The sequence below is a fragment of the Aquihabitans sp. G128 genome (assembly GCF_019048865.1).
Classification (GTDB): Bacteria; Actinomycetota; Acidimicrobiia; order Acidimicrobiales; family Iamiaceae; genus Aquihabitans.
Genome location: NZ_CP077604.1, coordinates 1,702,046 through 1,721,944, shown reverse-complemented (window position 1 = coordinate 1,721,944; position 19,899 = coordinate 1,702,046). Strand labels below are relative to the sequence as shown.

Annotated in this window: 18 protein-coding genes, 2 tRNA genes and 1 pseudogene; 5 read left to right on the top strand and 16 right to left on the bottom strand. The window is 73.9% G+C overall.

Annotated elements, in window-relative coordinates:
* Positions 1 to 41: 41 nt before the first annotated feature.
* From KSP35_RS08180 to KSP35_RS08170, 3 genes are all read right to left on the bottom strand, one after another.
* A complete protein-coding gene (locus KSP35_RS08180) occupies positions 42 to 2,087 on the bottom strand; it encodes a molybdopterin-dependent oxidoreductase (RefSeq protein WP_217000755.1) in 2,046 nt (681 codons plus the stop codon).
* A gap of 78 nt (positions 2,088 to 2,165) precedes the next feature.
* On the bottom strand, positions 2,166 to 3,461 hold the full coding sequence (locus KSP35_RS08175; protein WP_217000753.1) for a D-alanyl-D-alanine carboxypeptidase family protein: 1,296 nt from the start codon (positions 3,459 to 3,461) through the stop codon (positions 2,166 to 2,168).
* A gap of 130 nt (positions 3,462 to 3,591) precedes the next feature.
* A complete protein-coding gene (locus KSP35_RS08170; RefSeq protein WP_217000751.1) occupies positions 3,592 to 4,896 on the bottom strand; it encodes a D-alanyl-D-alanine carboxypeptidase family protein in 1,305 nt (434 codons plus the stop codon).
* Between the two features lie 260 nt (positions 4,897 to 5,156).
* Between KSP35_RS08170 and KSP35_RS08165 the strand changes: the two genes are divergently transcribed.
* Together KSP35_RS08165 and KSP35_RS08160 are read left to right on the top strand one after the other, a co-directional pair.
* Positions 5,157 to 5,233: transfer RNA gene (locus KSP35_RS08165), tRNA-Arg, on the top strand.
* Positions 5,234 to 5,421: 188 nt separating this feature from the next.
* A complete protein-coding gene (locus KSP35_RS08160; RefSeq protein ID WP_217000749.1) occupies positions 5,422 to 5,757 on the top strand; it encodes a YnfA family protein in 336 nt (111 codons plus the stop codon).
* Between the two features lie 134 nt (positions 5,758 to 5,891).
* On the opposite strand, the gene KSP35_RS08155 is transcribed toward KSP35_RS08160, so the two are convergent.
* The 6 genes from KSP35_RS08155 to KSP35_RS08130 all read right to left on the bottom strand — a co-directional run bounded on the left by KSP35_RS08155 (position 5,892) and on the right by KSP35_RS08130 (position 12,732).
* Positions 5,892 to 8,174 (bottom strand): DUF4394 domain-containing protein, encoded by a 2,283-nt coding sequence (locus KSP35_RS08155; protein WP_217000747.1) that lies wholly within the window; start codon positions 8,172 to 8,174, stop codon positions 5,892 to 5,894.
* A gap of 60 nt (positions 8,175 to 8,234) precedes the next feature.
* Positions 8,235 to 8,765, bottom strand: coding sequence for a hypothetical protein (locus KSP35_RS08150; protein ID WP_217000745.1), 531 nt, complete (start codon positions 8,763 to 8,765; stop codon positions 8,235 to 8,237).
* On the bottom strand, positions 8,762 to 9,397 hold the full coding sequence (locus KSP35_RS08145) for an RNA polymerase sigma factor (RefSeq protein ID WP_217000743.1): 636 nt from the start codon (positions 9,395 to 9,397) through the stop codon (positions 8,762 to 8,764). The genes KSP35_RS08150 and KSP35_RS08145 overlap by 4 nt, the downstream gene beginning before the upstream one ends.
* Before the next feature lie 100 nt (positions 9,398 to 9,497).
* Entirely contained in the window at positions 9,498 to 10,451 is a 954-nt protein-coding gene (locus KSP35_RS08140) for an alpha/beta hydrolase (RefSeq protein WP_217000741.1), read from the bottom strand.
* Between the two features lie 161 nt (positions 10,452 to 10,612).
* A complete protein-coding gene (locus KSP35_RS08135) occupies positions 10,613 to 12,007 on the bottom strand; it encodes an ABC transporter permease (RefSeq protein ID WP_217000739.1) in 1,395 nt (464 codons plus the stop codon).
* Complete coding sequence (locus tag KSP35_RS08130) at positions 12,004 to 12,732, bottom strand: ABC transporter ATP-binding protein (protein WP_217000736.1); 729 nt, start codon at positions 12,730 to 12,732, stop codon at positions 12,004 to 12,006. Before KSP35_RS08130 ends, KSP35_RS08135 begins: the two co-directional genes overlap by 4 nt.
* A gap of 220 nt (positions 12,733 to 12,952) precedes the next feature.
* On the opposite strand from KSP35_RS08130, the gene KSP35_RS08125 reads away from it, so the two are divergent.
* Together KSP35_RS08125 and KSP35_RS08120 are read left to right on the top strand one after the other, a co-directional pair.
* Complete coding sequence (locus KSP35_RS08125) at positions 12,953 to 13,564, top strand: carbonic anhydrase (protein WP_217000734.1); 612 nt, start codon at positions 12,953 to 12,955, stop codon at positions 13,562 to 13,564.
* A 255-nt stretch (positions 13,565 to 13,819) separates the two neighbouring features.
* Positions 13,820 to 15,283 (top strand): FAD-dependent monooxygenase, encoded by a 1,464-nt coding sequence (locus KSP35_RS08120; RefSeq protein ID WP_217000732.1) that lies wholly within the window; start codon positions 13,820 to 13,822, stop codon positions 15,281 to 15,283.
* 106 nt (positions 15,284 to 15,389) lie between these two features.
* Here KSP35_RS08120 and KSP35_RS08115 read toward each other — a convergent pair whose 3' ends face one another.
* The 4 genes and pseudogenes from KSP35_RS08115 to KSP35_RS08105 form a co-directional block, all read right to left on the bottom strand.
* On the bottom strand, positions 15,390 to 15,824 hold the full coding sequence (locus KSP35_RS08115) for a hypothetical protein (protein ID WP_217000730.1): 435 nt from the start codon (positions 15,822 to 15,824) through the stop codon (positions 15,390 to 15,392).
* Between the two features lie 158 nt (positions 15,825 to 15,982).
* Complete coding sequence (locus KSP35_RS24175; protein ID WP_254127043.1) at positions 15,983 to 16,144, bottom strand: hypothetical protein; 162 nt, start codon at positions 16,142 to 16,144, stop codon at positions 15,983 to 15,985.
* 140 nt (positions 16,145 to 16,284) lie between these two features.
* Positions 16,285 to 16,341 (bottom strand): annotated as a pseudogene (locus tag KSP35_RS25700) (hypothetical protein); the annotation flags it as partial.
* Positions 16,342 to 16,350: 9 nt separating this feature from the next.
* Complete coding sequence (locus tag KSP35_RS08105; protein WP_217000728.1) at positions 16,351 to 17,169, bottom strand: hypothetical protein; 819 nt, start codon at positions 17,167 to 17,169, stop codon at positions 16,351 to 16,353.
* A 269-nt stretch (positions 17,170 to 17,438) separates the two neighbouring features.
* Here KSP35_RS08105 and KSP35_RS08100 point away from each other — a divergent pair, with 269 nt between their 5' ends.
* Entirely contained in the window at positions 17,439 to 17,609 is a 171-nt protein-coding gene (locus KSP35_RS08100; RefSeq protein ID WP_217000726.1) for a hypothetical protein, read from the top strand.
* 16 nt (positions 17,610 to 17,625) lie between these two features.
* On the opposite strand, the gene KSP35_RS08095 is transcribed toward KSP35_RS08100, so the two are convergent.
* The 3 genes from KSP35_RS08095 to KSP35_RS08085 form a co-directional block, all read right to left on the bottom strand.
* A tRNA-Gly gene (locus tag KSP35_RS08095) sits at positions 17,626 to 17,700 on the bottom strand.
* A gap of 54 nt (positions 17,701 to 17,754) precedes the next feature.
* On the bottom strand, positions 17,755 to 19,398 hold the full coding sequence (locus tag KSP35_RS08090; protein ID WP_217000724.1) for an LGFP repeat-containing protein: 1,644 nt from the start codon (positions 19,396 to 19,398) through the stop codon (positions 17,755 to 17,757).
* Entirely contained in the window at positions 19,395 to 19,898 is a 504-nt protein-coding gene (locus KSP35_RS08085) for a hypothetical protein (protein WP_217000722.1), read from the bottom strand. The genes KSP35_RS08090 and KSP35_RS08085 overlap by 4 nt, the downstream gene beginning before the upstream one ends.
* Position 19,899 lies beyond the last annotated feature (1 nt).

The window sequence follows — 19,899 nt, the reverse complement described above, 5'->3', positions numbered from 1 at the left end:
GTAGCGCAGGAGGCGGCGCTGATCGAAGCCGGATGTCCCGCTCACCCAGGGGTGGGATCGGGGACGGGTGCGCCGACGCGCTCGACGGTGACGGGCAGGCCCGATGCCAGGGGCATGCCCGTGAGGGGGTCGACGTCGACCCGGGTGCTGGTGAGGTTGGCCACGCTGGCGGCGGCGTGGCCGTGGTTCACCGAGATGGTGCCGGCGCTGGTGCCCGGGTCGAACCGGGCCGTCACCACCACCTGGCCGTGGGCGCTGGTCACCAGCACGCGGTCGCCCACGGCCACGCCGAGGCGATCGGCATCGCCGGGGTGGAGGCGGGCGATGGGCTCCTCGGGCCGGCCGAGGGCGGTTGCGGCGTGGTCGAGCGAGTTCAGTCGGCGGGCGGTCCGGCGGTTGGTCAGCAGCAGGTGGCCGTCGATCTGGGGCTCGGGCGGGCGGTGCGCCAGCAGCCGGGCCACCAGCTCGGGCGGCGCCAGCCGCCAACGGCCGCCGGGCAGGAGGGTCTCGGCCACCCAGCCGTACTCCTGGGGCACCTCGACGCCGTGAGGCCCGGCCGCCAGCACCTCGGCGGCGTCCAGCGACGAGGCGCCGAGCACGCCGCCCAGGTAGACGTCGTCGGTGAGCACGTCCGGGTCGGCGCCGGCCAGCAGGTCGCCACCGAGGCGGCGGGCGAGCTGGGCGAACACCCACCAGACCGGGCGCCGCGCACCCCCGGCCGCCACGATCGCCGGGGTGTGCTGGACGGCCGAGCGCAGGGCGACGCCCTCGGCGAGGGTGAGGTCGGCCCGCTCGAGCTGCCCGGTGACGGGGAGCACGTGGGTGGCGAGCTCGGTGAGCTCGTTGGCCGCCACGTCGACCACGGCGAGCACGTCGAGCGAGGCCAGCGCAGCTCGCGTCCGCTCGGGCTCCGGGAAGGCGGTGAGGGGGTTGCCGCCGCCGACGACCAGGGCGTGGAGGCCTCCCGCCTCGATCTCGTCGACGAGGGCCACGCACGGGTACTGGCCGATGACGGTCCGCAGCTCGGGGCGGCTGGGCGGGCCGGGCAACGGGCGAGCCGGACGGGGTGGACGGGTGGGGCGGGAGATGCCTCCCCGGTTGAACCGCATCCCCCCGGGCCGATCGAGCGACCCGGTGAGGATGAGCAGGGCCCAGCGCAGCCACTCGGCCACCACGCCGTCGCGGCCCATCGTCAGGCCGGTGCCGCACATGACCGCCAGGCGCCCGGGGTGAGCTCGCACCGCGGCGGCGAGGGCCTCGAGGTCCTCCGTCGCCACCCCGGACGCCGTCGCGGCTCGCCCGAGGTCGAAGCCGGCGACCGCGGAGCGCAGCGCGGCCACGTCCTCTGGGGTGCAGCGCTGGGCCAGCTCCTCGGCATCGGCGCCGGCGCGCAGGACCTCGGCGCAGAGCCACGCCAGCACCGCGACGTCGGAGCCGGGCCGCACGGTGAGCACCCGGTCGGCGTGGGCGGCGGTCTCGCTGTGCCGGGGGTCGAGCACCCAGATCTGCCCGCCGCCCGCCCGGTAGCGGCGCAGCTGCACCACGGGGTCGGCCTGCGCCGTCCCGTAGCCGTGCGACACCACGGGGTTGGTCCCGAAGAGGAGCAGCAGGCCCGGGCGGCTCGGGTCCCACACCGGGTTCAGCATCGGCGAGCCGGTCACCAGCTCAGCGGCCACCAGCACCGGGGCGTTGTCCACGGTGACGGCGGTGTAGAGCTGGCGCGACCCCTGGCCGGCGAACCAGGTCATCGACGCGATCTGGCCAGCGCTGTCGTAGGCCAGGCCGGTGGCCAGGTAGAAGCCGATGCCGTCGGGGCCGTGCACCTCCCGCACGGCGGTGAGGCCGGCGGCCAGGTCGACCAGGGCGTCGTCCCAGCTCGCCTGCTCGCCCCGGACCGTCGGGCGGTCGAGCCGGGCCGGCGAGTGGTGGAACGCGCCGAGGGCTCGGCCCTTGGGGCAGGTGTAGCCGTGCGAACCGGGGTGCGTGGGATCGCCGCGCACGCCGACGACCTGCTCGCCGTCGACGGAGACGACGATGCCGCAGGCCGCCGCGCAGATCCGGCAGTAGCTCCGGTGCTCCTCGACCACCACCGACCTCCGATCCGGCGCCTGCTCCGTGCGGGCACCCGCAGCCTGCCCGGTGCGGACCGGCGGCGCTCGAAGGCGTCAGTTGCCGGTGGTGCTCCAGTGCCAGGGCTCGCTGGGCAGGTTGTAGAAGCCGTAGCCGGCGGCGTTGGCGGCCAGCCAGCGGTAGCAGGCGCTGCTGCGCGAGGAGCAGTTGCTGAAGTCGATGGCGAGGCCGAGTTCGTGCTGGCTGCTGCCGGGGCGAGCGGTGGGCGGGTGGCAGGACGACGCCGGCATCTCGTAGATGGCGTAGTAGCTCGTGCCGCAGTGGGCCTTGCGCAGCTCGATCTGGGCCGCCGGGTCCCGGTAGCCGCCTCCGGTGAGGGCCAGGCCCGAGGCGCGTGCGCCGTTCAGCAGGTTGGTGAGCTGCGTGCGGATGGCGCAGTTGACGGTGATGCCACCGACCGTGCAGAGCGAGATGCCACCGGTGCCGGTGCCGCCGCCACCGCCGCCGCTGACGGGCGGGAGCGGGTTGCTCTCCCCGCCGCCGGGGCTCTGGTTCGACGGAGGCGGCGTGACCGGCGCGACCGTGGTGGGCGGCGGCTGGTTGGCGGCTGCCGCAGCGGCCAGGGCGGCGCGGCGGTCACGTTCCTGCTGGGCGGCCTTCTGGGCCGCCAGGCGGGCCACCAGCTCGGCCTGCTGCTTGGCGATCTTGGCCGAGAGCGCACGGTCGGTCTTGCCCAGCTCGACGCTGCGGCTGATCTGCGAGTCGACCGTGGCCTGGAGCTTGTCGGAGAGGGACTGCTGCTGGGCCTCGGCCTGGCGCACCGACTCGGTGCGCTTCTGCTGCTCGGCGCGCTGGGCGTCGGCCCGCTTCTTGGCTGCTGCCGCCTTGCGCTTCTGGTACGCGAGGTCGGTGACGGCGCCGTCGAGGTTGTCAGCGAGGTCGACGTCGTCCTGGGCGCGGAGGTCGACGTAGAAGCGCCGCTCGGCGGCGCTGGTGAAGTCCTTGGTGCCGAGCACGGTCAGCACGTCGTCGCCCGGCGGGGAGACGTAGGCCCGCACGGCGCGGGTGCGCATCTCGGCCTTGAGGACCTTGATCTCGCCGTTGCGCGCGGCGATGGCCTTCTCGGCGTCGGCGATGTCCTTCTTGGCCTGGGCGACGGCGGCCTCGGCCTTCTCGAGGGCCCGCTCCTCGCCGGCCAGGTTCTCCTGGAGGGCCTGGATGGCGTCGTCGATCTCGCTCAGCGACGCCTTGGTGGTGTCGATCTTGGTGGCGAGCTCGGCCCGCTCCGCTCGGACCCGCTCGCGCTCGGCCCGAGGGTCCTCTCGGGGTGCGGAGCTGGCGAGCTGGGGGGCGGCCAGGCCGACCGTGGCCACCAGGACCGCGAGGGTCACCACCAAGGAACGTCGACGCACGAGCTTCCTCCGGGCCGGCAGGAGCAGAGGGTGCGCCGGCGCTGTCATGGAACCGTAACAGCTGCGTCGGGGGGTGCCCAAGCACCCCCCGCCCGCCACGGCGGGGTCGCTACTTGCCCGTGGTGGACCAGTGCCAGGCTTCGCTGGGCAGGTTGTAGTAGCCGTACTGCGAGCCGTGGCCGGAGAGCCACCGGTAGCACGCGGTGCCGTGCGAGGAGCACGACTGGAAGTCGATCGCCAGGCCGAGCTGGTGCTGGGACTGCCCCGGCTTGGCGGTCGGCGGGTGGCACGAGCCGGACGACATCTCGTAGATGGCGTAGTAGCTGGTGCCGCAGTTCTGCTTGCGCAGCTCGATCTGCTGGGAGACCGGGCGGTAGGAGTTGCCGATCCGCAGGCTCACACCGTCGGCGGCGGCGGCGTTGATCATGGCGGTGACCTGGTCGGCGACCTGGGCGTTGACGGGGATGCCCTGGACGTAGGCCAGCTGGATGCCGGAGTCGACCGGGCCGGGCTCGACGGTGGCGGTGCCGCCGCCGCCACCCCCACCGCTGCTGCTGCTGCTGCTGGTCGACGGGCCGTGCTCGCGGCCGTCGGTGCCGACGTTGGCGGCCCGGTTGGCTGCGGCGGCCTCGGCGGCGGCAGCGGCGGCGGCCTTCGCGCTGGCTCGCTGGTTGGCGGCCTTCTGGGCGGCGATGCGGGCGACGAGGGCAGCCTGCTGCTCGGCGATCTTGGCCGAGAGGGCTCGGTCGGTCTTGGCCAGCTGGAGGCTGCGGCTGATCTGGGAGTCGACGGTGGCCTGCAGCTTGTCCGACAGGGCCTGCTGCTGGGCCTCGGCCTTCTCCACGGCCTTGGTGCGCTTGGCCTGCTCGGCGCGCTGGGCGTCGGCCCGCTCCTTCGCCGCGGCGGCCTTGCGCTTCTGGAAGGCGAGGTCGGTGGTGGCGCCGTCGAGGCGGTCGGCGACGTCGGCGTCGGTCTGCGACTGGAGGCCGACGTAGAAGCTGCGCTCGGCGGCGCTGGTGAAGTCCTTGGTGCCGAGCACCGCGAAGACGTTGTCGCCGCTCGGCGAGACGTAGGCACGCACGGCGCGTTCCCGCATCTCGCCACGGAGGACCTTCAGCTGCTCGTGCAGCCGGGTGATGGCCCGCTGGGCGTCGTCACGGTCCTTGGTGGCCTGGGCGACCGCCGCCTCGGCCTTGGCCAGGGCCGACCGCTGTGAGCGGACGTTCTCCTCGAGGGCCTGCAGGGCGTCGTCGACCTCGGCGAGGGTGGCCTTGGTGGTGTCGATCTTGGCGGCGACGGCCGCCCGCTCGGCGCGCACCTGCTCTCGCTCGGCCCGGGGGTCCTGCCGGGGCGCGGACCCGGCGAGGGTGGGCGCAGCGAGGGCGACGGACACGGCGGCAGCCGCGATGGTCAAGCCCAGGGAACGTCGACGCACGTGTGTCCTCCAACCGGCGCGTGTCGCCGTTCGTCATGAAACCGTAACAGCCAGCCTTCCGAGTGACAAGGCGGCTTCCCCATCGGCCACTTCGACAACATCTTCAACACAGGCAACACCAAGATGTCACTTCGGTTGCACCGGCGCACGTCGCTCGATCGGGCACGGGTCGCCACCGCCCCACGTCCTACGATGCCGGCACGCCGGTCGGCGGGCTTCGGGCCCTGCGGACCGGGTCGGCCTCCGTAGCTCAGTCGGATAGAGCAGCCGCCTTCTAAGCGGCCGGTCGCAGGTTCGATCCCTGCCGGGGGCGCCACCTGCAGCCCTGTCGGTCGGCGCAGGCCGCGGGGAGCTCGGCGGTGGGCCACTCCTGCTGGCTGCAGGGCGCGACGCAGCGAAGCCGACGAGCCCATCGGTGGTCGCCGTGCCCGGCGCCGGTCCCTACGGTGGGTGGGTGCCCCTCATCCCTCGCGCCGCTGCGCTCACCAGCAAGGCGCGCTAAGAGTGGGCGTCGTCCGCACGTTGGTGCTGTTCGTGGTGGCCGCCGTCGCCGAGATCGGCGGCGCCTGGCTGGTGTGGCAGGGCGTGCGCGAGCACCGTGGGCTGGCCTGGATCGGGGCCGGCATCGCCGCCCTGGCCGCATACGGGTTCGTGGCGACGCTGCAGGAGGACGCCGACTTCGGGCGGATCCTCGCCGCCTACGGCGGGATCTTCGTGGCCGGCTCGCTGGGCTGGGGCATGGCCGTCGATGGCTTCCGGCCCGATCGCTACGACCTGGTGGGCGCCTCGATCTGCCTGCTCGGCGTCGCCGTCATCATGTTCGCCCCGCGTCCGGGCTGACCGCCCGCTCGAGCGCCTCGTCGGGTGCGGCCCCCGGGCGCACCGGGCCCGGGCGCGACGACGCCCCGTGGCTCGCGTGTGGGGCGAGGGCCACGGGGCGTCGAGGTCGCCGGCGACGGTGCCGGTGAGGTGGGCTACTTCAGGGCGAAGGCGTTGAGCCCGGTGGGCAGGGTGCCCACGAGGTCGGCCCGGCCGGTGGCCAGGTCGATCAGGTACAGCGACTGGACGCCACCGGTCTCGAGCACGGCGTAGGCGTTCTGGCCCGGGCCGCCGGAGACGTCGAAGCCGTCGGCGGTGCCGACGTCGATCCCAAGCGGGCCGATGGTGGTCAGGTCCCCGGCGTTGGCCGGGTTCTGGCGCACCAGCACGTTGCGGTTGGTCTCGATGTCGTACAGGGCCGTGGCGGTCGGCAGCGTGGCCGACCGGGCCGAGTTGGTGTAGGCGGCACCGGTCACCGCCGGGGTCGTCCCGGCGCCGGGGTCGCCGGCCACGTACTGGATGGTGCCGGGCAGCCCGGTGTTGGGCGGGCCCTCACCGTCGACCACGCCGTTGGTCTGCACCCGGTAGTTCTTGGTGCCGACCACCACCCGGATGCGGTCCGCAGCCGGGTTGAAGTCCATGGCCACGCCCTGGGAGGCGTCGAAGGTGCCGCCACCGATCTGGCCGGTGAAGATGTTGGCCTTGGCCACCGTGGCCACGCCCGCCACCGAGGTGTCGACGGTGTAGAGCTGGCCGTCGGAGCCGATGGCGAACAGCTGGCCGGTCGAGGGCCGCACGTCGATCGCCACGATCCTCGTGCCGAGCGTGAGCCCGGCGAAGGTCTGGGTGGCGGTGGGCGTGGGGTCCGTGGTGGTGAAGCTGATCAGCGAGAGGCCGTCGGTCGAGACGCCGAAGGCGGCCTCGGTCGGGGCGACCGCCTCGGTGCCCAGCACGGCGAGGCCGACGACGGTGTCGCCGGCGAGCTTCTCGAGCAGCTTGGGCTCACCCGTGGCGAGGTCCACCTTGTAGAGGCCCTGGCCGTTGGTGGTGCTCAGCACCGCGTAGGCCACCTGGGTGCCGTCGGGGGAGATGTCGAACCCGTTGGCGGCGGTGGCGTCCAGGCGCAGCGGGCCCTTGGTGATCAGGTTTCCGCTGTTGGCCGGGTTCTGCTCGACCACGACGTCGAGCGTGGTGTCGATGTCGTAGATGGCGGTGCTGGTCGGCAGCGGGAGGCCCCGGGTGCTGTTGGTGTAGGCAGCAGCCGTGATGCCGGGGGCCTTGCCCTCGTTGGGGTCGCCGGCCACGTACTGGAGGGAGCCGGGGGCGTTGCTGCCCGCCGCGCCCTCGCCGAGGACGGCCCCGGTGTCGGGCTGGAGGCGGTAGTTCTTGGCCCCCGTCACGATCCGGAGCCGGTCAGCGGCCGGGTTGAAGTCGAAGCCGACGCCGGCGGAGGCGTCGAACGACGGGATGGGGGCGCCGACCTTGTCGGCGGTCCCGGTGCCGGTGCTGATCCCGTACACCTGGCCGTCGGAGCCGAGCCCGTAGAGCACGCCGGTCGCCGGGCGGACGTCGATGCCCACGAGCGTCGTGGAGGCGGTGAGCCCCGTCACGGCGAGGGTGCGATCCGCGCTGCCGGGGCGGCGGATGGTGAGCGAGCCGGACTGGGTGAGCAGGGCCACCGCCTCGGGGGCGGGCACTGCAGCGGCGCGGTTGCGGTACTCCGGGGAGCTGGCGACCTCGGCGATCACGTTCTCCTCGGTGGCACCGGCCTTGAGCCGGTTCGAGTAGCGGGACTGGCCGCCGGCGTCGAGGCCGCGCTTGAGGTAGGAGCGGAAGATGGTGGTGGCGCGGACCTTGCGGCCCTCCTGGCCCTCCTGGAAGAGGCCGGCCACGCGGTCGCGGGTGAGCCCGCCGTTGATCTTGGCGCTCCAGAAGGCGATGTCGCTGCTGTTGCCGTCACGGCCCAGGAGGTCGACGTAGGTCGAGCGCACGAAGCCCTCGACCGTGCTGCCGCCGTGGGTGCGGAAGTACTCGGGCGAGCCCACGAGGAGGCTGCGGATGCCCTGGCGGGTCTTGCCGTCCTTCATGAGGTTGACGTAGCCGCCACCGGCGCCGGCCTCGAGGGGCCGGTCCAGGATGCGCTCGTACTCGCCCTCGACGAAGGCCAGCCGGCCGACGTCGGAGAGCAGCAGGCGGCCCACCCAGTTCGAGCCGGTGGTGCCGGCGGCCAGGGTGGCCACGGCGGCGTCGACGTCGGCCTGGGCCGGGTCGGCGTCGAGCAGGGCGTCGGTGTACACCTGGCGGACGTAGCCCTCTCGGGCGGTGATGGGCTCGGCGCCGGCGGGGGTCGGGGCACCGACGGCCTGCGAGAGCAGGCTGCCGGCGGTGACCGCCAGGGCGGTGAGCACGGCGACTCGGGGGGTGGATCGTCTGGTCATGCCCCTCCTTGACGCCGGGGCGGCCGGCGTCACGCCGCTCCCCCCCCTATTGGGGAGCGGCTAGGCGAGCTCGGCGCGGACGACCTCGGTGCCGTCGTCGGCGACCACCACGAAGCTCGCGACGTCGGCCCGCAGGAGCGGCCCGTTGTTCCGGCACCGCATGAGCGCATCGGTGCCCACGAAGCCGCCGGCCCCGACCCGCCGACCGTCGGTGGCCACGAAGGTCATCTCGTAGGCCGCGCCCGGATCGAGGCCGGACACGTCGAGGAGGACCTCGAGGCCCCACGTGTGGGCGATCATCTTGGCGTCGGCCTGCACGCCCGTGGCGGTCTTCAGGACCGCCGCCTCGGTGGGCGGGCCCGCCGGTGCGTCGTCGCCGTCGAGCAGGAACATGCCGGTGGCGCCGGCGGCGATGCCGGCCGCGGCTGCGCCGCCGAGCCGAAGGAGCGATCGGCGGGACGGCCGCAGGGGTGCGACCGCAGCGGCTCCCGTGGCGAGGGCGCGGATGGCGTCGACGCGGGCGGCGTCCACCGCCGGGACGGTGGGGGAGACGGCCTCGCCCAGCGAACGGAGCAGCTCGTCGTCGGTCACGACCCCTCCTCCAGGTGGCCACGCAGGCGGTCGAGGGCCCGCGACTGGGCCATGCGGATGGCGCCGGGGCGCTTGCCGAGCACGGCGCCGACCGCTTCGGCGTCGAGGCCAACCACCACGCGGAGGCTGAGGAGCTCCTGCTCGGTGTCGCTGAGGAGCGCGAAGGCCTCCCGCAGCGATCCCGCCTCGCTGCGCGACACGGCCTGCTCGGCCGGCCCGGCGTCGCCGACTGCGGTCGCCCGTTCCACGAAGCCGGCGGGATCGACGGACTGCAGGCGCGAACCGGAGCGGTGCGCCTCGTGGAGGACGTTGCGGCAGATCCCGACCAGCCAGGCCAGGACGCCGGAACCGGCGCGGTAGCGCTCGGCGGCACCCATGGCGCGGACGATGGTCTCGCTGACGGCGTCCTCGGCTTGCTCGTCGCTGGCCAGGCGCAAGCGGGCGAAGCGGAACAGCTGGGGGCGCGCGACGACGTAGAGCTCGGCCCAGCCTTCGGCCGAGCCGGCTCGTGCCTGCTCGAACGCCCGCTCGACGGCCTCGCGCCCCTCGTCGCTCCCCACGACCTCACCCTCCCACGCCGGCCGGGGGAGGGTGGCGATCACCCGTCCGGGCGCCACGTCGAAGATGGTCATCGTGGTCGCTCCCGTCGTCGGTCGTGGGCTGGGCCCGGCGGTGGCCGGCACCCTCTCCATGACCGGGCCCGCCCCGGTGTCACATCCGGGGGCGTCGCGATCAGCCGGTGTAGGCCGGCGCGGCACCGATCGGGGTTGCGCCCACGGCCGCCCCCGGGGCGGCGGGGAGCGCAGGAGCAGGGGCGCGGGATGGGGTCGTCGTGGCCGGGGCGATGGTGGTCGTCGTCGTGACCGGCGTGGCCGGCGTGCCGGGCGTGCCGAGGTCGAGCTCGCGGTACAGGAAGGCGCTGGACTGCTGCACGAGGTATCCGAGGTCGGGCAGGTCGTGGCCGCCGCCAGGGGTGGTGTGCAGGACGGCGGGCACCCCGGCCGCCTGCAGGGCCTCGGCCGTGTCGACCGACCACTGGTGGGGCACGACGTCGTCGGCGCTGCCGCTGAACAGGTAGCCGGGGGCATCGGATGCATCGACGCCCTGGCCGTCGGGGAGGCCGCCGGCCACGGAGATGAACGCCGCCACGTCCGAGGGTTGGCCCGGGTTGCCGCTCGCCCCCGGGTCCTCGCCGAGGACCCCGACGCCGGTGGCCACGATGGCCCCGGCGGAGAAGCCGGCGATGGTGATGCGGCCGGGGTCCAGGCCGAGGTCGACGGCTTGTGAGCGCAGCCACCGCACGGCGGCCTTCCCGTCGGCGATGGCCGCCGCCGCGGCGTTGGTGCACTCGGTCCCGAGCGTCGAGCCGGAGCAGCCGTTCGACAGGAGGCGGTAGTCGATCGACACGACCACGAACCCCCGGCGGGCGAACGCCTCGACCTGGGGCCGCTCGTCGCCCTTGCCCCCGCCGACGAAGCCGCCGCCGTGGACCCACACGATCGCCGCCCGGTCCCGCGCCGTGTCGCCCGCGGGCTGGTAGAGGTCGAGGCGCAGGGTGACGGGCCGGCCCTGCAGGTCCGGGGCGGACCCGTAGGCGAGGTCCGGCGCGATCGTCACGGTGGGGAACAGCTCGTCGCGGTAGCGCAGCGGCGCGGCTCCTGGGGTGGGCGGGACCTCGCTGGGCACCTCGGCGCCGGCCGTGGCGGTGGCGGTCGCAACGCTGGCCAGGACGAGCAGGGCGGCCAGCGCGACCGCGAGGACGGTCCCGGTGCGGGCGCGGAGGGGACGGGGCGAGGGGGCGATGGGCCGAAGGTAGCGGCGGCGGACCAGGACGCCGAACCGCAGGCTCAGGCCCCGCCGACGGCCTCTCGGGCCGGCAGGTGCGCGGCCCGGCGCGCCGGCAGGGTGCCGCCGAAGAGGGCGAGCAGGCACGAGCCGACGATCACGAGGGCGAAGACCGGGATGGGGACCTCGGCGCCCACGCCCTCGAGCCCCTGGGCCTGGAGGTAGCCGTCGATGATGAGCCCGACGCCGAACGCGGTGGCCCACCCCAGCGCGGCGCCCAGCAGCCCGCCGGCCAGGCCGAGGACGCCCGCCTCCACCAGGAAGACGCGCTGCACGTCGCGGTCGCGTGCGCCGATGGCCTTGAGCACGCCGATCTCCCGGCGTCGCTCGCGCACCGAGGCGAGCAGGGCGTTGGTGATGCCGAGGCCGGCCACGGCGAGGGCGATGGCGCCGATGGCGGCCAGCACGATCTCGACCACCCGCAGGTAGCGCTGCACGGCCTCGATGAGCGCGGCCGGCGAGGTGGTGGCGAAGCCCAGCCGCTCGATGCGCTCCTGCACCCGCCCGGTCGCGCCGAGGCTGTCCGCGGTCACCAGCACGCCGGTGTAGCGAGACGGCGACTGCCGGGTGATGAGGCCGCGGTCGACGCCGGAGACCGCGACGTCGTAGGCCTTCTCCGCCACCGGGAGCGGCACGAGGAACGAGCCGTCCGAGACGTCCTGGACCACCACGCCCACGATCTCCAGCTTCTGCCACTGCATCTCGAAGTCGGCGGGCGGGCCGGTGAGGTAGTCGACGGTGCCGGTGGTCTCGGTGGCCCTGCCGGTGCCGAGCTCCACCTCGGACCCGAGGACCTCCTCGGCGTCGGCCTTGTCGACCCCGACGAACCCGAGCCACGCCTCGGTCACCACCAGCTCGTCGGTGGCGCCGGGGGCGGGCATCCGGCCGGCCGAGATCGAGACGGGCAGGTCGTTGGGGCGGTCGAGGTCGGTGCCGAACGCCCGCACCAGGCGGGTGCCGCCGTCGGTCCCGGTCTCGGGGTCGACCGAGCGGGCGAACACCCGAGCGGTCACGACCGGCAGCGCCGTGCGCACCTCGGGGATGGCCTCGATGTCGGCGATCGTGCCGTCGTCGATGGGACGCAGGTCGTCGAGGTCGAACTGCTGGCCCGGGCCGGCCGCAGGGTTGTCGGAGCCCCGGCCGCCGGAGCCCCCGCCGAAGCCGTTGCCGTCGCCCCGGCCGCCACGGTCGGGCGCGGTGGCCGCCACCTGGATGCCGGCCAGCGGCCCGCCCTCGGCCAGCTGGCTGATGACGCGCGTGCGGGCGGTGCCGGCGATGGTGAGCAAGGCGGTGAGCAGCGCGGCGGCCAGCGCCACGGCGGCCACGGTGAGGACCGCTCGGCCCACCCGGCGGCGGACGCCGAGGTAGGCGATGCGGATCGCATCGGACCAGCTCACGGGGCGGCCGCCGGGACGGCGGAGGCGGGCGCCGCCACGGGGTCGGCGTCGGCTTCGAGCCGGCGGTCGCGCAGGCGCAGCCGCAGCGGCGCCCGGGCGGCGAGCGCGCGGTCGTGGGTGACCACGACGAGGGTGCAGCCGAGGCGCTGCGGGAGCGTCTCGAGGAGGTCGACGACGAGCAGGGTGCTGTCGTCGTCGAGGTTGCCGGTGGGCTCGTCGGCCAGGACGATGCGGGGCTGGTTGGCCAGGGCGCGGGCGATGGCCACCCGCTGGCGCTCGCCGCCGCTCAGCTCGATCGGGCGGTGGTCGGCACGGTCGGCGAGGCCGACGGCGTCCAGCAGCTCCAGGGTCCGGGCCCGCCGCTGCTTGCGGGGCACGCCGGTCAGGGCGCCGGTGACGTCGATGTTCTCGGCTGCCGTGAGGGCGTCGAGCAGGCCGAAGTGCTGGAAGACGAACCCCACCGTCGACCGGCGGAAGGCGGCGAGGTCGTCCCGGCTGAGGCCGGCCAGCCGCTCGCCGCCCACCTCGACGGTGCCCTCCTGGGCCAGCTCGAGGCCGCCCAGGATCGAGAGCAGGGTCGACTTGCCGGCGCCCGAGGGGCCGACGAGGGAGGCGTAGCCGCCCGCCGGCAGGTGGAGGTCGACGCCGTCGAGCACGGTCAGCGGGCCGGTGCGGGTGGCGAACCAGTGGCGCAGCCCCTGCACCACCACGGCTGCTCCCTGCATGCGCCCATGGTGGCGCGGTGCGACCGCGTTGCCACCGCGGCTCGGGTGCTTTCCCCCGGCCAGGTGGCTCCTCCGCGTCAGGGAGTGGTCACGTCTCCGCCTCGCTTCGGTCCCGCTCGCGCCTCGGTCGAGCCGAGGGCGGTCTCGCCATTTCCCCCGCCCTCCTCGTGGCGGCAAAGCTGCCTGCGCCCCAACCGCCCCTGATCCCCGGAGCAGCCCCGTGACCGATCCCTCGGCGACCATGCGTGACGCCGCCCGTGCCGCGCTCGACGAGGTCGTGGCCGGCAACGCCCGCTTCGTGGCCGGCACCCCCGCCGACCACGTCGTCCCCGCCGCCCGCCGCGAGGAGCTGGTGGCCGGCCAGCACCCGTTGGCGGTGGTCCTCGGGTGCGTCGATGCCCGGGTCCCGCCGGAGGTCGTCCTCGACCAGGGCGTCGGCGACCTGCTCACCGTGCGGACCGCCGGCCAGTCGCTGGCCGGCGTGGCGCTCGGGAGCATCGAGTTCGGCGTGCAGGTGCTGGGCGTCCCGCTGGTGGTCGTGCTCGGCCACACCGGCTGCGGTGCCGTGCTGGCCGCCATGGCCGAGGATCGTCCCGCGGAGGGCGCGCTCGGCGCCCTCGTCGGGGAGGTGGCCCACCGGCTCACCGACGTCGTCGGCCACGACCCCGTCTGGGCCACCGGCGCCAACCTCCAGGCCACGGTCGATGCACTGCGCGAGCTGGGCACGTTGGCCACGGCCGACGGTCCGGCCTTCGTGGTCGGCGTGCTCTACGACCTGGCGACCGGCCGGGTCACCGTCACCGACGACGCCGGCCTGCTCGCTCCGGCGTAGGACGCTCGGGACCGCGCCCCAGCCGGTCGAGCCGTTGCCGGAGCCCGCCTCCGAGCGGTCGGCACCATCGTCGTCGGCTTCGATCGGCGCCCGCCGGGCTCCACGGTAGAGGTGGGGTGGGGGCTTGCGGCAAGTGGCGGATCGTGCTGACCATGACCCGCTCATCGGGCCGGCGACCGCCGGGCCCGCACGAGCCGGGAGGTCGAGCATGGGTGCTGCGCAACGGGTGGCAGACGTGGGCGGAGGCGTGCGCCGGTGAGCACGACAGAGGTGGTGGTGGCCGGCGGCGGGCCCACCGGCCTGGTGCTGGCGGCCGAGCTGCACCTGGCGGGGGCGCAGGTGGTGGTCGTCGAGCGCCGCGCCGACCAGACGGTCGACGGGTCCCGTGCCGGCGGCCTCCACGCCCGCACGCTCGAGGTGCTCGACCAGCGCGGCGTCGGCGATCGCTTCGTCGCAGCGGGGCAGACGCACCCGATCCTCGGCTACGGCGGCACGGCGCTGAGCCTGGCCGACCAGCCCACCCGGCACCCCCACCTGCTCGCCCTCTGGCAGGGCGAGATCGAGCGGATCCTCGCCGATTGGGTCCTCGGTGACCTGGGCGTCCCGATCCTGCGGTCCTGCGAGGTGGTCGGGCTGGCGCAGGACGCCGGCGGGGTGGACGTCGAGCTCTCCGACGGCACCACCCGGCGCGTCGCCTACCTGGTCGGCTGCGACGGCGGCCGCAGCACCGTCCGCAAGGCGGCGGGCATCGCCTTCCCCGGCCTCGACGCCTCGACGAGCTGGATGATCGCCCAGGTCGACCTCGACGAGCCCGCGCTCGGGCTGCGGCCCGAGGGCGGAGGCATCGGCCCCGTGGACCGGGTGGCGGGCGGCAGCCCGTACGGCGTCGTGCTGAAGGAGCCCGAGGTCCGCCTCGCTGGTCAGCCGCCATCGCTGGAAGAGCTCCGGGCAGCCCTGCGCGACGCCTACGGCACCGACTTCGGCGCCCGCCAGCCACGGTGGATCTCCCGGTTCACCGACGCCTCGCGCCAGGCCGCCACCTATCGCCAGGGGCGGGTGCTGGTGGCCGGCGACGCCGCCCACGTGCACCCGCCGCAGGGCGGCCAGGGGCTCAACGTCGGCGTCCAGGACGCGGTGAACCTCGGTTGGAAGCTGGCGCTGGTGGCGGCGGGGACCGCACCGGAGTCGCTGCTCGACAGCTACCACGCCGAGCGACACCCGGTGGGGGCCCGGGTGCTGCAGAACACGATGGCCCAGGTGGCGCTGGCCACCGGCGATGAGCGCCACCGAGCGCTGCGCGAGAGCGTCCACGAGCTCCTGGCCCTGGACGAGCCCCGCCGGCGCGTGGCGGCGATGGTCTCGGGCCTCGACGTCCGCTACGACCTCGGCGGCGAGCACCCGCTGGTCGGCCGGCGGATGCCCGACCTCGACCTGGAGACCGCCGCCGGTCCCACCACGGCGCTGGCCCTGCTGCACGACGCCCGACCGCTGCTGCTCGACCTGGGTGGGGTGAGCGGCCTCGACCTCGGCCCCTGGTCCGACCGCGTCCGCCTGGTGGTCGCGACGACGCCCGGCCCGTGGGACCTGCCCGTCGTCGGCGCGGTGCCCCCGCCGGCTGCCGTCCTCGTCCGTCCCGACGGCCACGTGGCCTGGGTCCCAGGAGCAGGGGAGCCTCCGCTGCAGCAGGCCCTCACCACCTGGTTCGGTCCTCCGGCCTGATCTCGCCGCCCTCGTCGGGCAGGTGGCGCAGCCAGTGGGTTCGAGCGGAGGCGAACCCTCGTCGGCAGATCGGAGGACGGCCTTCGACCGACGGACCCGGCGCAGATCAACGCGCGAGCGGGTGGGTGATGCCGAACTCGTCCAACGTGGCGATCTGGGCGCGGGCATCGCCCGTAGGCTGGCCGACGGCGAACGTCGCGTGGTCGTTGCGGTCGTACCAGCACGGCCACACGTCGCCGATGAGCGGGCGGGCGGTCTGGTCGAGCAGCATCTTCTTCTCGCCGTCGAACTTGGGGCTGCCGTCCAGCGGGGTGATCTCGAACCGCACGACGGTTCGGACGTGGATGTCGTTGACGACCATGCCCGTCGCCGTGAGCGCGACGATCTGCGCACGGGCCTTCAGGCCCGTCTTGGTCAGCTCGGCGGCGACCGCCTGCTTGGCCCGTGAGCCGAACTTCATGCGCCGCACGGACCAGAGCCCGAAGAACGGAGCGGCGACGGAGACGACGACGGTGACGGCGATGATGTTCTGGAAGGTCATGTGGTCACCCTGACCGAGCCCGTGGCGGCTGCCCTGAGCAGCGGGTGCTCAACGAGCTCCTGGGGGAGGAGGTCGCTGCGAACGGCGACCCCGGTCCCGTTGACGATCGACGTAGCCGCCCGGTGGCTGCGCGAGGCAGCGGGTGCACCTTCCTGCGGTCAGGTTCGGTCGGTGCCGAGATCGTGGCGGGTGACCCGGCGGACCTTGCCGAGCATCCGGAGCTCGGCCCGGGACGTGCGGTGCGCCTGGCCACGGGCGGCGTGCTGGTGGGGCTTGCACAGCTGGCAGCCCTTCCCGCGACGGTTCGAGGTGCGAGCCATGCGCCCACCTCCTGCGGTACTCCGCCTGAGGCGAAGAGGTCGATCCTCGAGCTCGGCAGCGGCGAGCAGGGCGAGAGCCCCGAGGGTGCCGGCGACGTCGCCTGCTCGCAGGCGATCCCGTCGCCGTCGTGGTCGAGCTTGGCGCGGTACCAGGGTTCCGTGCGCCGGAGCGGGGTGGCGCCGACGAGGTGGGCCAGCCGCGTGCGTCAGCCCCAGACGGCGATGACGGGTGCCGACAGAGGGCTGTCCCCGACGGAGTTGATGAGGCTGACCTGGATGCTCGCTCCGGGAGTGGTGATGAACACGCCGATGGTGGGATCGCCGTGGGCGACCGGGGTCCCGTCCGCCCAGATCGTCGATGCGAACACCGGAGACCCTCCGTCGTTGTCGGTCGAGTAGGTCACGCGGAAGCGGGTGCCCCGAGGCAGCGTCGCGCGTTGCTCGATGCTGGTGATCGTCGGCGCGTCGGGCACCGTCGGCCCCGACGTGCCGCCGCCACCGGGTGCGGACTGGGCCGCGGCAGCCGACGGAAGCGCGAGCACGGCGACGGTCGCCGCGGCTGCGGCACCGCCGGCGAGCAGCACCCGGCGGCGGTCCCAGCCGTTGCCCTTGACGAGGCCGAGCTCCACCAGCGCAGCCATGGCCGTGGTCAGCTCTGCCGGCACCTCGCTCGAGCCGGCCTCGGCGAGGCGGAACGCCTCGGCCTGGTCACCGGTGAGCTCGAACACCTTCGAGGACCGCGGATCGAGCACGAGCAGCGCCCCCTCCACCGCCTCGGCGTGCAACCCGTCACGAACCCGAAATCCACGCACCGGTCGAACCCTCCCCAGGGAACCTTCGTCCCCGCTCCTGGTCGAGCGGTGCGTAGAGGCTGCCATCAAGGAGAGCCGCACGCCAAGTGCGCGCCGCGGCGGCATCGCTCGGGTGTCGGGGGCTGGTCGTGCCGCTGGTGTCGCATCGAGGCTGACCCTGGAGCTCCCACCCACTGTCGTCGGATTCCACCGGATCGTCGGCTCGAAGGCCATCCGGCCCTCGGCGGAGGCTCCTCTGCTCCGGCTGTCGGATGTTCGACGTCAGGTGCTCGGGGACCTCAAGAACGTCAACCTCATGGTGGAGCCCGCTCTCACTGCGCCACTGGGTCGTCAGAATCCGAGCGCCGAACCAGGTGGTCGACGAGTTGGCCCACGACGGCGTGCTCCACCTCGAGCGGGTCGTGGGTCGGTGGCCTCCTACGACTTCGACCCGGCCCACCTCTGGCGCAGCGACGACCGCTGATCACGACCCCCCCCTGCTCTTGACCGGGGCGAAGGGCGGCCCGATCAGGCGGTACCGGTGGCACCAGGCGTGGGCGAAGGCCCGGACTGCCACGGGCGACCCTGGGCTGCGCCTCCACGACCTCCGGCCCTCGGCCATCACGTCGTCCGCCGCCACCGGCGCCACCATCGCCGAGCTGCAGGCCTGCTGACCTGCCGCGATGGAAGTGGAGCGGGTGAAGGGAATCGAACCCTCATCATCAGATTGGAAATCTGAGGCTCTAGCCATTGAGCTACACCCGCGAGGACCGGCACCGTACCGCTCGGCGGTGGGCCGGTGGCAACCCGGTTCGGGGATCAGGCGGGGGTGACGGTGCCGTTCAGGTACTTGAGGCGGCCGTGCTCGAACTGCTGGTACCGGGCACCGGACTGGCTGCTCGGGTCGAGCTCGCCGGTGGGGTAGCCGAGGCTGCCGGTGGGACCGCCGTGGGCGAGGTAGTAGGTGAGCAGCGCGCCGTGGACCTGGTGCCCCTTGGTGGTGGCGGTGGCGTAGATGTTGCCCTGGTTCTCGAAGGTGGCGTACGAGCCGCGGCCGTCGCCCACCGGCTTGACCGAGCTGGTGGGGTACTTGAGGTAGCCCTTGGCGTGGCCGTTGCTGATGTAGCGGTTGAGCACCTCGCCCCACAGCCCGAACGTGCCGGTGGTGGGCGTGTACCAGACCATGCCGCCCTCGAACCACTGGGTCTTGCCCCGGCCGTCGCCCACCGCGACGAGGTCGATGGTGGGGTAGCCGAGCACGCCGTGCACGCCCTGGATGCTCTCGTGGAACGTGTACACCGAGCCGTGGACCTCGACGACGCGGCCCGACACCGAGTAGATGCGGCCCTTCTCGAAGTTGAAGTACGTCGACCGCTTGTCGCTCGAGGTGCGGATGTTCGACGTGGGGTAGCCGAGCATGCCGGCGACGCCGCCCAGCGCCTGGTGCTTGGCGAAGAACGGCTTGGTCAGCGCGACGGTGTGGCCGTCGTTGCGGAAGTAGTAGATCCGCCCGCCCTCGAAGTTGCCGTACCGCGTGCGCTGGTCCGAGGACGTGAGCGTGTCGGAGGTGGGGTAGCCGAGCAGGCCGTAGACGCCCTGGACGGCGGCGTACTGGTCGAAGATGCCGCCGTGGACCTCGTGGGCACCGAGCGCCGAGGTCCAGTAGATGTTGCCGTGCTCGTAGGTCCGGCGGCGGCCCTTGCCGTCGCCGACGGCCACCTCGGCGCCGGTGGGCTTGCCGAGGTCGCTGGCCTCACCGCCGAGCGCCTTGTACTTCTTGTCGATGGCGGTGCCGCAGTCGGTGCTGAGGCACGGGGCGCCGTGCTCGCGGGTCTTGTTGTCGGTGGCGCTGGAGGTGGTGCAGCTGGGGTCGTACTTCCAGGGCACCTCACAGGTGGCCACCCGGCACACCACGGGGCCGTAGCAGGAGATCTCCTGGTGGCACTGGCCGTAGCGGAACTGGTTGCAGCACGTGCGGCGGTTGTCGCAGGACCCGCCGGCGCAGCGGCACGAGCACTGGGTGGGGCAGCTGGCGTTGCAGTCGATGATGTAGCGGGCGGCGCCGCAGCAGTAGGCGGCGTTGTCGGCCTTCCACCAACCGGCGATGAAGCTGCCGGGCGGGCAGGAGTTCTTGCCGCTGTTGATGGTGCAGCAGAACGCCGTCCAGCCGTCGGAGCAGGTGCCGCAGACGTAGCCGTACGCAGAGCCGGGCTTGAGGATGAAGTCGATCGGGCCGACGGCCAGGGCCGAGCCCACCACGGCGGTGCGGGTGAGGAAGGACCGGCGGGTGGACTTCGAGCCGCTCAGCCAGCCCGAGGCCCGGTGGACGAGCTTCTGGGCGAAGCCGCCGGTGCTGATGGGGTCGTGGGCGCCGGGGTCGCGGTGGATGCCCTCGTGGGCGAGGTCGGCGGTCTCGACCGGCGCCTTGGTGCGGCGCAGCGGGCGGGGGAGGGTGGCGGTCATCGGCGGGAGATCCTCGTGGCGGCGAGCGTGGCGTTGGCCTGGGGCAGGACCCGGTTGGCGGCCGATTGGCGACCGAGGACCGTGTAGCAGCAGAAGGCCCGGTCCTCGACGGTGAAGAAGACCTGGCACCCGGCCTGGCCGGGCAGCGTCCGCTGGAGGGCGGACGACGAGAACATGTTCGGCGTGAGGTTGGTGGGGATGCCCTTGCGCTTGAACAGCGCCTTGCCCACCGCCTCGGGGCCGTACTCGAACAGCACGACCATGACGTCGGCCTCGGTCATGAGGTCGACGGCGCCGGAGCCGAAGTCCCCCCGGTCCTCGGGGAGGGCGAAGTTCGCCAGGTGGACCACCGGGTTGGGGACCTCGCCCAGCGTGCCGGCGGCGCGGGCCGCCGTGCTGTCGTTCGCCGCCGCCGTGGCCCCTGGGGCCTTGCGGAGGGCGATCCGGCCCTCCCAACCGGGCGGGAGGTCGGTCTCGATGCCGTGTGCCTGCAGCTTCATG